Origin of the sequence: Xinfangfangia pollutisoli, from assembly GCF_020179405.1 — a bacterium.
Taxonomy (GTDB): domain Bacteria; phylum Pseudomonadota; class Alphaproteobacteria; order Rhodobacterales; family Rhodobacteraceae; genus Pseudogemmobacter; species Pseudogemmobacter pollutisoli.
This window is the reverse complement of sequence record NZ_JAICBZ010000054.1, coordinates 1-13,404: the sequence shown is the minus strand read 5'-3', so window position 1 is coordinate 13,404 and position 13,404 is coordinate 1. Positions and strand designations below refer to the sequence as shown.

At 67.1% G+C, this 13,404-nt stretch carries 9 protein-coding genes and 1 pseudogene; 2 read left to right on the top strand and 8 right to left on the bottom strand.

Features of this window, described 5'->3' with window-relative positions:
* Positions 1-16: 16 nt before the first annotated feature.
* From K1Y73_RS14900 to K1Y73_RS14875, 6 genes are all read right to left on the bottom strand, one after another.
* The gene (locus K1Y73_RS14900) at positions 17-1,120 is read right to left on the bottom strand and encodes a cystathionine gamma-lyase (RefSeq protein WP_225029099.1); all 1,104 of its coding nucleotides are present in this window, start codon (positions 1,118-1,120) and stop codon (positions 17-19) included.
* Positions 1,121-1,200: 80 nt separating this feature from the next.
* A complete protein-coding gene (locus K1Y73_RS14895; protein ID WP_404819093.1) occupies positions 1,201-2,151 on the bottom strand; it encodes an NAD(P)-dependent oxidoreductase in 951 nt (316 codons plus the stop codon).
* Positions 2,152-2,177: 26 nt separating this feature from the next.
* Entirely contained in the window at positions 2,178-3,608 is a 1,431-nt protein-coding gene (locus K1Y73_RS14890) for an aldehyde dehydrogenase family protein (RefSeq protein ID WP_225029097.1), read from the bottom strand.
* Between the two features lie 7 nt (positions 3,609-3,615).
* Complete coding sequence (locus K1Y73_RS14885; RefSeq protein WP_225029096.1) at positions 3,616-5,169, bottom strand: trimethylamine methyltransferase family protein; 1,554 nt, start codon at positions 5,167-5,169, stop codon at positions 3,616-3,618.
* A 65-nt stretch (positions 5,170-5,234) separates the two neighbouring features.
* The gene (locus K1Y73_RS14880; protein WP_225029095.1) at positions 5,235-7,679 is read right to left on the bottom strand and encodes a GcvT family protein; all 2,445 of its coding nucleotides are present in this window, start codon (positions 7,677-7,679) and stop codon (positions 5,235-5,237) included.
* Positions 7,680-7,746: 67 nt separating this feature from the next.
* Positions 7,747-10,173, bottom strand: a complete 2,427-nt coding sequence (locus tag K1Y73_RS14875; protein WP_225029094.1) for a GcvT family protein — start codon at positions 10,171-10,173, stop codon at positions 7,747-7,749.
* A gap of 177 nt (positions 10,174-10,350) precedes the next feature.
* Here K1Y73_RS14875 and K1Y73_RS14870 point away from each other — a divergent pair, with 177 nt between their 5' ends.
* Entirely contained in the window at positions 10,351-11,199 is an 849-nt protein-coding gene (locus tag K1Y73_RS14870; protein WP_225029093.1) for a LysR family transcriptional regulator, read from the top strand.
* An 8-nt stretch (positions 11,200-11,207) separates the two neighbouring features.
* On the opposite strand, the gene K1Y73_RS14865 is transcribed toward K1Y73_RS14870, so the two are convergent.
* On the bottom strand, positions 11,208-12,131 hold the full coding sequence (locus K1Y73_RS14865; RefSeq protein ID WP_225029114.1) for a CehA/McbA family metallohydrolase: 924 nt from the start codon (positions 12,129-12,131) through the stop codon (positions 11,208-11,210).
* A gap of 197 nt (positions 12,132-12,328) precedes the next feature.
* Between K1Y73_RS14865 and K1Y73_RS14860 the strand changes: the two genes are divergently transcribed.
* Positions 12,329-12,709, top strand: coding sequence for an ArsR/SmtB family transcription factor (locus K1Y73_RS14860; protein ID WP_225029092.1), 381 nt, complete (start codon positions 12,329-12,331; stop codon positions 12,707-12,709).
* Positions 12,710-12,724: 15 nt separating this feature from the next.
* On the opposite strand, the pseudogene K1Y73_RS14855 reads toward K1Y73_RS14860, so the two are convergent.
* Positions 12,725-13,404: pseudogene (locus K1Y73_RS14855) on the bottom strand (SDR family oxidoreductase); the annotation flags it as partial.

Below are 13,404 nucleotides of genomic sequence, written 5' to 3'. Positions count from 1 at the left end.
GCGCCCCCTGCCCGCGCTACTCCAGTGCTGCCGCGATCGCGGCCCACAATTCCTCGACCGGCTCGATCCCGACCGACAGGCGGATGAAGCCTTCCGGCACCGCATCGCCCCAACGCGCCCGCCGCTCGGCCGAAGAATGCGCGCCGCCAAAGCTGGTGGTCTGTTCGATCAGCGGGCAGCGCGTCAGGAAGGCCTCGGCCGCGGCGGCATCGGCCAGTTCGAAGGCGATCAGGAAGCCGCCCTGCGCGGCCTGCGCCTTGGTCACCGCATAGGAAGGATCGCCCGGCAGGCCCGGGTAGCGCAGATTGCGCACCGCCCGGTGGCCCGCCAGCCGCTGGGCGATCAGCGCGGCGCTGGCGCACATGCGCGACAGGCGCAGCTCCAGCGTTTCAAGGCCGCGATGGACCAGAAACGCCTCGAACGGCCCCGGAATCGCCCCCGACATCCGCCGCCAGTCGCGCAACCGCGCCAGCAGCGCCGCATCGCGCGTGGCGACATGGCCGAACAGCACATCGGAATGCCCGGCCGGCGCCTTGGTATCGGCGGCCACGACCAGATCGCAGCCCAGATCCAGCGGGCGCTGCAACAAGGGCGTCATCGTGGTGTTGTCGGCGATGACCCTGGCCCCCGCGGCCCGGGCCCGCGCCGCGACCGCCGCGATATCGACCGCATCGAGGCCCGGATTCGAGGGCGTCTCAAGATAGACCACATCGGCCCCGGCGAAATCGGCCGTCGCATAGGCGCGGGTCGGCAGTTCGGTGACCGAAACCCCGAACGGCGCCAGAAAGCCCTGGGACAGCACCCTTGTGACGTAATAGCCATCCGAGGGCACGACCAGCCGCGCGCCCTGTTTCAACGTGGCAAACAGCCCCGCCGAGATCGCGGCCATGCCGCTGGGGAAAGTGACGCAATCGGCATCTTCCAGGATCGCCAGCTGCGCCTCGACCGCCTCCCAGGTCGGCAGACCGTTGCGGCCGTAGAAATGCCCGCCCGCCTGGACATGCGGCAGGTGGAAGGTCGCCGTCGCGGTGATCGGCGGCACGACCGGATCGCCCTGCCCCAGCCCGGGTTTGCGGTGATGCAGAAGCCGCGCGGCGCGGCGGTCGGAACTGTCGGTCATCCCAAGGCCCTTCGATCCCGGATCCATCCTGCGGGGGCGCTGATTTTCGTCGAAAATCAGCCCCCTGCCCTGGCGCGGCGTTATTCCAGCCGCGCCGGAAAGCCCTCGGCCCGCAGATCGGTGCCCAGCGCGTCTTCCAGCAGCTTGACGATCTGCGTCGACTGCGCCGCACCGCCATACACCGCCTTGCCCTTCAGGAAGGTCTGCGCGGTCATCGCAGCCAGATCCAGCGGCACGCCGAATTCCCGCCCGAACCCCATCGCAAAGCCCAGATCCTTCAGCGCCAGATCCATGGTGAAGGCGATGTCATAGCTGCCGTTCAGGATCAGCTGGCCCTCGGTCTCATGCACGAAGGAACTGCCGGACGAGGCTGCAATCGCCTCCCATGCGGTTTTCAGATCCAGACCGCCGCGCTTGGCCAGCATCAAGGCTTCGCCATCGGCAACCAGATGGATGAAGGCCAGCATATTGGTGATGACCTTGATCACTGCGGCGCTGCCCAAGGGGCCCATATGGAAGATCCGGTTGCCGATCGCCTGCAGCGCCGGGCGGTGCAGATCGAACAGATCCTGCTCGCCCCCCACCAGAACGGTGATCTCGCCCCGCGCCGCCAGATGCACGCCGCCGGTCACCGGCGCCTCCAGCATCCGCAGGCCGCCGACCCGCGCCAGCCCCGCCAGCCGCAGCACGTCGTCGCGGCCCAGCGTGGAATTCTCGATCCAGGTCGCGCCCTCGGGCAGGACGGTCAGCATCTCGGCCAGCACCACTTCCGAGGCCGAGGGATGCGGCAGGCAGGTGAAGACATGATCCACCCGGCCCGCCAGATCGCTGACCGAGCCTGCAATATGCGCCCCCAGCGCGGCATGCCGTTCGGCCAGGGAAGGATCGCGGTCATAGACCGTCACCTGATGCCCCGCCCGGATCAGACTGGCGGCCAGATGCCCGCCCAGATTGCCAAGCCCGACATAGCCATAGCGCATCGCATTCCCCCGAAGACCGGATTTCCGCCGGGCCGCGGCGCCGGAATTCACCCGAATTCCGGCGCCGCACCCAAATGTCAGGCGCCCCAGCCGACGATGCCCTTGACCTCGCAGAAGTCATGGATGCCCCAATCGGCATATTCGCGGCCATTGCCCGATTGCTTGTAGCCGCCGAAGGGCGCCGAGGTATCCCAGTCGGGATAGTTCAGGTTCACCGTCCCGGCGCGCAGCCGCCGCGCCACCGGGCGCGCATCCTCGACCGGGCCCGCGATATAGGCCGCCAGCCCATAGACCGTGTCATTGGCCTGCGCGACCGCATCGTCGATGCTGTCATAGGGCTGGATCGCCAGGACCGGCCCGAAGATTTCCTCTTTCGAGATCGTCATCGCATTGACCACATCGCCAAAGACCGTGGGCCGCACGAACCAGCCGCGGTTCAGCCCGGCCGGACGGCCGACCCCGCCGGTGACCAGCGTCGCGCCCTCGTCGATGCCAGCCTGGATCAGCCGCTGCACCTTGTCGAATTGCAGCTTCGACACCAAGGGGCCCAGCACCGTGTCTTCCGAGGTCGGATCGCCCACCACGATCGCCTCGGCCGCTTCCTTGGCCGCGGCCAGCGCCTCGGCCTGGCGGTCGCGCGGCACCAGCATGCGGGTTGCCGCATCGCAGGACTGGCCGGTATTCGACATCATCGCATTGACGCCCGCCTTCACCGCCTCGGCGATATCGGCCGTGGGCAGGATGATGTTGGGCGACTTGCCGCCCAGTTCCTGCGCCACCCGCTTTACCGTCGGCGCCGCCGCCGCGGCAATCGCCGTGCCCGCCCGGGTCGAGCCGGTGAACGAGACCATGTCCACTTCGGGATGCGAGGACATGCGCGCGCCCACTTCGGGCCCCGCGCCGTTCACCAGGTTGAACACGCCCTTCGGCACGCCCGCCTCATGCATGACCTGCGCGAAAAGAACGCCCGACAGCGGGGCGATTTCCGAAGGTTTCAGCACCATGGTACAGCCCGCGATCAGCGCCGGCGCCACTTTGCAGACGATCTGGTTCATCGGCCAGTTCCACGGCGTGATCAGCGCGCAGACGCCGATCCCTTCGTAGACGATCCGGGTCGAGCCGCGCATATATTCCCAGACCATCTCTTCGCCGGCCTTGATCGTGGCCTCAAGATGGACTTGGCCCGCCCAGGCCTGCGCCTCACGCGCCCAGGTGATCGGCGCGCCCATTTCGGTCGACATGACCTTGGCGAAGTCTTCGTAACGGTCGTTGTAGATTTCCAGAATGCGCTTCACCAGGGCGATGCGCTCGGCCGGGGGGGTCACGGTCCAGGCATCGAAAGCCGCCCGCGCCGCCAGGATCGCCCGGTCGGCATCGGCTTCATTGCCCATCGCCACGTCGCAGACGATCTCTTCGGTGGCCGGATTCTCTACCCCGAGCCGGGTCTTCGACAGCGGCTCGACCCATTCCCCGTTGATGTAGAATTTCGTCATGTTTTCCGGGATCATCGAAGCCTCACCTGAAGTAGATGTTGAACTTTGCGCGGATGGCGCTGTCGATCTCAGGCTCTACCATGCAACCGGCCTTTGCAAGCAGGTCATTCTTGCGGGCAATGGCGCGTTCCAGAAGCTGCGGCTTGCCCGCTTCGACCCATTCCTTCGGGCTCATCCGGTTGCCAAGCGTGGGGTAGACATATTCGGTCTGCATCAGCCGCAGCGTCTGGTCACTGCCCAGATAATGGCCGGGCCCGCCCAGGCAGACCTCTTTCATCGCCTCGATGCTGGTCGAATCCGGCGTCACGTCGATGCCGCGCACCAGCCGCATCACCTGGCCCAGAATGTCATCGCCCAGGACCAGGCTTTCCAGGCTGAAGCCCAGAAGCGAGGCATGCATGCCGACCGCTTCGTAGCACATGTTCAGCCCCGACAGGCCGGCCAGAGTATTGGTGATCGCATTCTCCCAGCCCGCCTGCATGTCGGGCAGCTTCGAGTCGGAAATCCCGCTGGCCGCCCCGCCGGGCAGGCCGTAGAAGCGGTGCATCTGCGCACAGCCGGCCGTCAGCAGCGCCTGTTCCGCGCTGCCGCCCGACATCGCCCCGGTGCGCAGATCCGACACGAAGGGCCAGGTGCCGAAGATCGCCGGCGCGCCGGGTTTGATCGCGTTCACATAGCAGACCCCGGCCAGACATTCGGCCACCGCCTGCACGATCGCCAAGGCGATGGGCGCCGGCGCCGTGGCCCCGGCCTGGCCCGCGCTGAGAAGAAGCATCGGCATGCCGCGGCGGACACAATCCTCCATCACGCGGCAGCTTTCTTCGGCGAATTTCATCGGAGGGACGACGAAGCAATTGGAATTGCTGACGAAGGGCCGCTCCAGCCACTTCTCTTCGCCCCCCGCCACCATATGCAGGATCTCGAAGGCTTCGGGCACATGCTCCATGTCGAAGATCGAGGTGCCGACATGTTTCTTGGTGCCGGCCAGACAGGCATACAGCGTGTTGAGATCCATCTCCTTGTTGTCCACCACATCGCGGCAGACCATGGTGCGCTGGTAGAAATGGATATTGTCCAGGTTCTGCACCAGCCGGGCGGCGTCATACAGATCTTGCGCGGTCGAGTCGCGATATTCGTTCTTTTCCAGATCCACCACATGCACCGCGGCGCCGGCCGTGCCGAAATGCACATTGCTGCCGGACAGATGCAGGTCATATTTCGGATCGCGGGCATGCAGCGTGATGTCACGCGCGGCCTTGGCCAGCATGTCTTCGACCAAGGCGCGGGGAAAGCGGATCCGCCCGTCATCGCCCAGAATGGCGCCCGCGCCGGTCAGGATCTCGACCCCAGAGGCGGGCGCATTCGACAGGCCGATCTCCTCCAGCGCCTGCAGGGCGCTTTGATGGATCTGCTCGACCCCCGAGGGGTCCAGCGGCTGATAGCGCCCGCCCGGCATGCCCGGCCGGATCGGCCGCACATCCTCGGCCAAAGGCGCGGCCCGCATCGCCACCCGCGCCTGCCGCCCGCCCGACCGCCTTGCCCGCGACGGTGCGCAGGCCTCATCCAGATCGCTCATCGCTTTGCCCTTCATCCTTGCAGAAATAACCCGGGGGTCCGGGGGCAAAGCCCCCGGACGGCCCGTCACATGCGCACCCGCTCGGCCTTGGGGTCATACATCGGCAGCAGCGACGCCTCGGCCGCATGCCGCACCCCGGCCACTTCGATCTCGTAGGTCGATCCCAGCACCTCGGCCTCGCTTTCGCCGCGGCAGGGCACATAGCCCAGGCCCACCGCACCGCCGAGGAAATGCCCGTAATTGCCCGAGGTGACCGGGCCCACGATCTTGCCGTCGCGCACCACCGCCTCGTTGTGGAACAACAAGGGCTCGGGGTCCTTCAGGCGGAACTGCACCAGCCGCCGGTCCAGCCCCGTCTCGGCCTTGCGCAACACGGCCTCGCGCCCGATGAAACCCGGCTTTTTCGTCCGCACCGAAAAACCCAGGCCCGCTTCCAGCACATGATCCTCATCGGTGATGTCGTGGCCGAAATGCCGGAAGGCCTTTTCGATCCGGCAACTGTCCAGCGTATGCAGCCCGCACAGCTTCAGCCCCAGCCCGGCGCCGGCCTCGTCCAGCGCCTCGAACACATGCGCCGCCTGGTCGGTCGAGACGTAAAGCTCCCAGCCCAATTCGCCGACATAGGTCACCCGATGCGCCCGGGCGATGCCCATGCCGATCTCGATTTCCCTTGCCGTGGCAAAGGGATGCGCGGCATTGCTGAAGTCGTTGGGCGACACGGCCTGCAACAGGTCGCGCGCCTTGGGCCCCATGACGCACAGCACCGCCTCGGCCGCCGTCACATCGGTGATCACGGCGAAATCCTCAGCCAGATGCGCCCGCAGCCAGGCCAGATCGCGCTGCAAGGTCGCGCCCGGCACGACCAGCAGATAGGCGGTTTCCGACAGGCGCGTCACCGTCAGATCGCATTCGATCCCGCCCCGGTCGTTCAGCATCTGGGTATAGACGATCTTTCCAGCGGCAACATCCATTTGCCCCGCGCAAAGCCGGTTCAGGAAGCGGCAGGCATCGCGCCCCTCGACCCGGATCTTCCCGAACGAGGTCATGTCGAACAGGCCAACGCCCGTGCGCACCGCCAGATGCTCGGCCTTCTGGTTGTCGAACCAGTTCTGCCGCTTCCAGCTGTAGCGATATTCCCGCTCCTGCCCCGGGTTCGCGAACCAGTTCGCCCGCTCCCACCCCGCCACTTCGCCGAAAACCGCCCCCCGCGCGGCCAGATGCGCATGCAGCGGCGACCGCCGCACCCCCCGCGCCGTCGCGACCTGGCGATAGGGGAAGTGGTCGGCGTAAAGCAGGCCCAGCGTCTCGGTCACCCGTTCTTTCAGGTAACGGCGGTTCTTCTGGAAGGGCTGCGCCCGGCGGATATCCACCTCCCACAGATCGAAGGGCGCCTCGCCCTCGGTGATCCAATGCGCCAGCGCCATGCCGGCCCCGCCCGAAGACACGATGCCGACCGAATTATAGCCCGCCGCCACCCAATAGCCCGCCAGTTCCGGCGCCGGGCCCAGATAATAGCGGTCATCGGGGGTAAAGCTTTCCGGCCCATTGAAGAAGGTGTGGATCCCGGCGGTCTGGAACAAAGGCATCCGCTCGGCCGCCATTTCCAGGATCGGGGCGAAATGGTCCCAATCCTCGGGCAAAGTGTCGAATTCGAAATCCGGCCGGATCCCGTCCATGCCCCAGGGCTTGGCCACGGGCTCGAAGGCACCGACCATCATCTTGCCGGCATCGGATTTGTAATAGGCGCATTCATCGGGCACCCGCAGGACGGGCAGATGGCCCAGCCCCTCGACCGGCTCGGTCACCAGGTAGAAATGCTCGCAGGCATGCAAAGGCAGCGTCACCCCGCTTTGCAGCGCCAGATCGCGCCCCCACATGCCGCCGCAATTGATCACCACATCGGCCGCGATATGCCCCGCCGCGCCGCCGAATTCGTAATCGACCCCCGTCACCCGCCCCCCGGCCTGGGTCACCCGGGTCACCAAAGCGCCTTCCACCACCTTCGCCCCGCGCATCCGCGCGCCCTTGGCCAGCGCCATGGCGATATTGGCAGGGTCGCATTGCCCATCCAGCGGCAGATGCACCGCGCCCACGACGCCATCGACATTCAGATGCGGATACATGGCCTTCACCTCGGCGGCCGAGATCTCATGCACATCGACATCGAAGATCCGGGCCACAGTGGCCTGGCGCAGCAATTCCTCATGCCGCGCCTCGGTCAACGCGACCGAGATGCTGCCGACCTGCCGCATCCCCGTCGCCACCCCGGTCTCGGCCTCCAGCTTCACGTAAAGATCGGCGGAATACTTGGCCAGCCGGGTCATATTGGCCGAGCCGCGCAATTGCCCGATCAGCCCCGCCGCATGCCAGGTCGTGCCCGAGGTCAGCCGGCGCCGCTCCAGCAGCACCACATCGGTCCAGCCCGCCTTGGCCAGGTGATAGGCCACCGAACAGCCCGAGACCCCGCCCCCGATCACCACCGCCCGCGCCCGTTCCGGTATCCCGCTCATCGCCCTGCTGCTTTCATCTGTCGAAAAATATCCCCGGGGTCCGGGGGCAGAGCCCCCGGGCGTCCGCTCACCCGCGCAAGCGCAGGTTCTTCGCGTCCCAGGCCGGCCCCTCGGCCAGAACCGTCGCCGCCACCCGTTCGCCGAAGATCTCCACCTCCAGCGCCATGCCCTCGGCCGCCAGATCGGCCCGCACCGTGCCCAGGGCCAGCAGCTTGCCGGTCCGGTAGCCCATGGCGCATGAGGTCGTCTCGCCCACGACCTGATCGCCCGACCAGATCGTCGACATATAGGGCGCGTCATAGTCGCAAGCGGCCAGTTCCAGCGTCACGAAGCGCTTGGTCGCCCCGCGCTGCGCCTCGGCCTGCAGCGCGGCCTTGCCGGGGAAGTCATGGCCCCAGTCGATGAATCGCTCCAGCCCGGCCTGCAGCAGGGTGTAATCGGTCGACAGATCGCCCTTCCAGGCGCGATAGCCCTTCTCGATCCGCAAGGAATTCAGCGCCTTCATCCCAAAGGGCTTGGCGCCCCCTGCCAGCAGCGCCGCATAGATCGCCGGCGCATCTTCATTGGCGCAATGCACTTCCCAACCCAACTCCCCCGCGAAACTGACCCGGATCAGCGCGCAATCCCGGCCCGCGACCTGCACGCCTTCCTGCACCGACAGCCAGGGCAGCGTCAGATCCGCATCGGTCAGCCCCGCCAGCAGATCGCGCGACTTCGGGCCGGTCACGATGAAGCAATCGACCTCGGCCGAGTGATCCTCGATCACGCAGCCCTCGGGCAGGCCTTTTCGCAAGACATCGGCATCGTGCCATTGCGCCACTGCGGCGGTGATCAGCCCCACCGCCTCGTCCGAATGCACCATGCAGGACATCTCGGTCACGGTCCGGCCCTTGTCATCGGCGAAATACACGAGCCCGATCTTGCCCGGTTTCGGCAGGCGCGAGGCCGTCAGCCCCGCCACATGTGCCCGCGCGCCGGGACCCTTGACCAGCAGCCGGGTGAAGCCGGGCAGGTCCAGCACCCCCACCCCGTCGCGCACAGCGGCGCATTCCTCGGCCACGCGGGCTTGCCAGGGCCCCTCGCGCCGCCAGGTCTGCGTGGCCTCCCAACTGGTATCGTCACACGGGGCCGCGAACCATTCCGCCCGCTCCCAGCCATTATAGGGCGCCATCTGGCCGCCCAGCGCCTTCACCTGCGCATGCACCGGCGACAGCCGCCGGTCGGGCGCCGCGGGCCAGCGCGCATTGGGGAAATGGATGCCATATTCATGGCCATAGACCTCCATCCCCTTCTGGATGCAGTAGTCCGGGTCGGTATAGGCGGTGAAGCGGCGCGGGTCGCAGGACCACATGTCCCATTCGGTCGTGCCTTCCGTCACCCATTCCGCCAGCACCTTGCCCGCGCCCCCGGCCTGGCAGATGCCGAAGGTGAAGACGCAGGCCTCGAACGCGTTCGGCACGCCGGGCATCGGCCCGATCAGCGGGTTGCCATCGGGCGCATAGGGGATCGGCCCGTTGATCACCTTGGTCAGGCTGGCCTTTTCCAGCAGGGGCACCCGCGCCATCGCATCGGCGATATGGCCCTCCAGCCGCTCCAGATCGTCGGGGAACAGCTGGAAGCTGAAATCTTCGGGGAAAGGATCATCCTTCGTCACCCAATGCGCCCGGCAATTCCGCTCATAGGGGCCCAGGTTGAAGCCGTTCTTCTCTTGCCGCAGGTAATAGCTGCTGTCGACATCGCGCAGCAAAGGCAGCTTGTGGCCGACCTCGGCCGACCAGGCCGCCAGCTCGGGGATGGTGTCGAACAGCATGTATTGGTGGCTCATCACCATCATCGGCAGATCACGGCCGAACCATTTGCCGACCTCGCGCGCATAATAGCCCGCGGCATTGACGACGATCTCGGCCCGCACCTCGCCCTTGGGCGTCGAGATCACCCATTCGCCGTTTTCCCGCCGCACCCCGGTCGCCGGGCAGAAGCGTTCGATCCGCGCGCCCAGCGCCCGCGCGCCGGTCGCCAGCGCCTGGGTCAGCTGCGCGGGGTCGATATCGCCATCATAGGGGTCATACAGCGCGCCGGTCAGATCATGCGTTTCAAGGAACGGGTATCTGCCGCGGATCTCGTCGGGCGACAGGATGCCCAGATCCATGCCCTGATAGCGCCCCATGCCGACGACACGCTTGAATTCCTGCAGCCGTTCCGCCGTATGGCCCAGCCGCACGGATCCGGTGACATGGTAATTCATCGGATAGCCCACAGCATCGCCCAAGGACCGATACAGCTGCGCCGAATAGCGCTGCATGTTCATGATCGACCAGCTTGACGAAAAGGTCGGCACGTTGCCCGCCGCATGCCAGGTCGAGCCCGCCGTCAGCTCGTTCTTCTCCAGCAGGATACAGTCGGTCCAGCCCGCCAGACACAGGTGATACAGCGCCGAGACGCCCACCGCGCCGCCGCCGATGATCGCCACCCGCGCGCTTGCATACTCGACCATCGCCTCAGCCTCCGTCCAGATTCCGCCGCCACTATCCGCCGCCGCCCGGCGCCGTTCAATTCGGCGATCAGCCCCTCATTGATCGAAGAATCCGATTACGCCTTCCTCTCTGTTCAAATATCCTCCGGGGGTCCGGGGGTGGAAAACCCCCGGCGGCCAGCCGGAAAGCCCAAACCCATGCAGATCGAGCTGATCGACACCTTCCTCGACCTGATCGAGACCCGCAGCTTCAACCGCACCGCCGACCGGCTGGGCGTCACGCAATCCACCGTCTCGGCCCGGGTCAAGACGCTGGAACAGGCGCTGGGGGCCACGCTCTTGCGCCGCTCGCGCGCGGGCACCGATCTGACGACCGAGGGGCTGCGCTTTGAAACCCATGCCCGGATGCTGCGCCAGGATTGGGCGGCGGCGCGGCGCGCCGTGGCGCCCTCGGGCGAGGCGGCGCTGACGCTGCGGCTGGGGATCCAGAACGATCTGGCCGGGCCCTTCCTGGGCCGGCTTCTGGCCGAGGCGCGCAAGATGCTGCCGCAGACCGCCTTCTATATCGAGCCGGACTATTCCAACCAGATGGCCAATGACCTGGCCGCGGGGCATCTGGATTTCGCGCTGCTCTTCACGCCCAAACCCCATCCCGATCTGTATTTCGAGACGGCGGGCGAATTGACCTATCGGCTGGTCTCGTCAACCGCGGCACTTCTGGCCGAGATCGCGCCGCAGGACATGATCTTCGCGCATTTCTCGCCCGCTTTCGAACGCGCCCATCGCGAGGCACTGCCGCGCCTGTCCGAGGCGCCCCTGTCGGTCGGGCAATCCTCGGCGCTGGTCTCGCTGCTCGAGGCGCTGGGGGGCTCGGCCTATCTGATGGACGAGGCCGCGCGCGCGCTGGTGGCGACCGGCCGCTTCCGGCTGGTCGCCGACGCGCCGGCGCTGACCCAGCCGGTTTATGCCGCCATGCATCTGCGCAACCGCACCGCGCGGCTGCACCGGCGGCTGGCGCGGCTGGTCGCGCGGCTGCTGGCGGGCTGAGTGGCTGATCAAGCGCGCCAGATCGGGTTCGACCAGGCCCGCTTGCCGGCCGCGTCGATCACCGACACCCGCAGCCAGGGCGAGTTGCGGAACCGATCCAGCGGGATCTCTGCCCGGGTCATCGACTGGCCATGCACCGATTTCGCCGCCGTCCCCTTGCCCATGACCACGGCCGAGACAACAGCCGAGGATTCGATCACCATCCGGTCGCCCTCAAGCCGGACATCGCGCAATTCGGGCCCCTGCGAGGCATAGAAATCGCCGCGCTTCAGGGCGGCCAGCAGCGCGTCGGGCTCATTCGCCTCGGATTTCACCATGACCCAGCCGCCGAAATGGTCGGGCTCATAGAAATGCGCGTCATCGGTGGCAATCAGGCTGAGCCTGCGGCCCTCGGTCAGCAGCAGATCGGCGATGCCGAACCCATCGGGCCGGTCGCAGCCATTGGCGCAGCCGTGATTGTAGATTTCCACCGCATGGGCGGCTTCGATGCCGCGGGCGTCTTCCAGCGTCAGGCCCGACCATTGCGGATGGGCGATGGCCACGAAAGCCCCCGCCGCCACCGCGCGGGCGGCAATGGCCGCGCCCGTTTCCATCCCGGGATGGGCGTCGAAGTCGGGCGCCTCGGGCGGGGGGAAATCGGCGGGCAGGCCCACCGCCAGGATATGCCACAGCTCGCCATTCGCCATGGCGCCAGTATGCAGCTCGGCCCCCAGGATCGTGGTGAACCCTTCCGCGCGGAACGGCACCGTGTCGACGATCGGGTAATTGTAGGCGCCGATGAAATGGTCGGTCAGCGCCAGGAAGTCATAGCCTTCCGCACGGTAGCGGCGGCACACCTCTTCGGGCTTCAGCACCCCGTCCGAGCGGGTGGAATGGGTGTGCAGATTGCCGCGCCAGAAACGGCCGGGGGCGGTGAAGGCAGAGGGGCGGATCACGGGGCGGGCTCCTGAACAGGTGTTCTACGATTGTGCAATCCTTGCCCCGGCGCGCAGCGCACGGCAAGGGCTCTGTGGCGGATGCGCCCGAACCGGGGGCCCGCGCCTCGGCGCCGGCGGCCCACGCGGCCCCTCGCCAACCCCTATCATGCATGCTATTGAATATTTGACCCGTCATGACGAGATTGCGTGACATGCCGCTTTCCGCCCCTGTTCCTGCCCCCGCGCCCGACGACACCGAGGGCTGCGCCCATCTGCCGGCCGATGAGATGCTGGCCCAGGCCACCGCCGCGGCGGCCTTTCTGAAGGCGCTCAGCCATGAGGGGCGGCTGATGATTCTGTGCCATCTGTCCTCGGGCGAGAAATCGGTGACCGAGCTGGAAAACCTGCTGGAACAGCGGCAGGCGGCGGTCAGCCAGCAATTGGCGCGGCTGCGGCTTGAGGGGCTGGTGGCCACAAGGCGCGATGGCAAGGCGATCTATTACTCGATCCAGGACCCGCGCGTGTTGCGCACCATCACGCTGGTCTATGACATGTTCTGCAAGCCGCAGGAACCGCAGGCCGGCGCCGCCTGAGGCGCGTCCCGGGCCCTAGCCGCGGCCGATATAGGGCATGTCGCGCGCCATGATCGTGGCGAAGGGCATCGACACATCGGCGGGCAGCCCGGCCATATGGACGACCAGCCGCGCCACCTCGTCGACCGGCATCACCGGCTCGGCCCGGATCGTGCCATCGGCCTGCGGCACCCCGTCCTGAAACCGCGCCGCCATCTCGGTCAGCGCATTGCCGATGTCGATCTGGCCGCAGGCGATGCCATAGGCGCGGCCATCCAGCGCCAGCGTCCTGGTCAACCCCGTCACCGCATGTTTCGACATCGTATAGGGCACGGATCCCGGCCGTGGCACATGCGCCGAGATCGAGCCGTTGTTGACGATCCGCCCGCCCTGCGGGCTTTGCCGCCGCATCAGCCCGAAGGCCGCGCGGGCGCACAGAAACATGCCGGTGATATTGGTCTGGCTGAGGCGCAGCCAGTCTTCGACCGCGATCTCGTCGATCGGTCGGCCGGGCAGCTAGATGCCGGCATTGTTGAACAGAAGGCCCAGCCGGCCCCAATCGGCCTCGATCCGGGCGAAGGCGGCATCGACATCGGCGGGCTGGCCCACATCGCCTTGCAGGACCAGCGCCGGGCCGCCCTCGGCGGTTTCGCGCAGCGCGGCTTCGCGCCGGCCCATCAGCGCCACGCGCCAGCCCGCATCGCGCAAGGCGCGGG

What these genes read in the sequence shown, in the direction of transcription:
- K1Y73_RS14900 (WP_225029099.1), bottom strand. Translation starts at nt 1,120, where the DNA reads ATGACCGACAGTTCCGACCGCCGCGCCGCGCGGCTTCTGCATCACCGC.
- K1Y73_RS14860 (WP_225029092.1), top strand. Translation starts at nt 12,329, where the DNA reads ATGCCGCTTTCCGCCCCTGTTCCTGCCCCCGCGCCCGACGACACCGAG.
- K1Y73_RS14880 (WP_225029095.1), bottom strand. Translation starts at nt 7,679, where the DNA reads ATGAGCGGGATACCGGAACGGGCGCGGGCGGTGGTGATCGGGGGCGGG.
- K1Y73_RS14870 (WP_225029093.1), top strand. Translation starts at nt 10,351, where the DNA reads ATGCAGATCGAGCTGATCGACACCTTCCTCGACCTGATCGAGACCCGC.
- K1Y73_RS14890 (WP_225029097.1), bottom strand. Translation starts at nt 3,608, where the DNA reads ATGATCCCGGAAAACATGACGAAATTCTACATCAACGGGGAATGGGTC.
- K1Y73_RS14885 (WP_225029096.1), bottom strand. Translation starts at nt 5,169, where the DNA reads ATGAGCGATCTGGATGAGGCCTGCGCACCGTCGCGGGCAAGGCGGTCG.
- K1Y73_RS14875 (WP_225029094.1), bottom strand. Translation starts at nt 10,173, where the DNA reads ATGGTCGAGTATGCAAGCGCGCGGGTGGCGATCATCGGCGGCGGCGCG.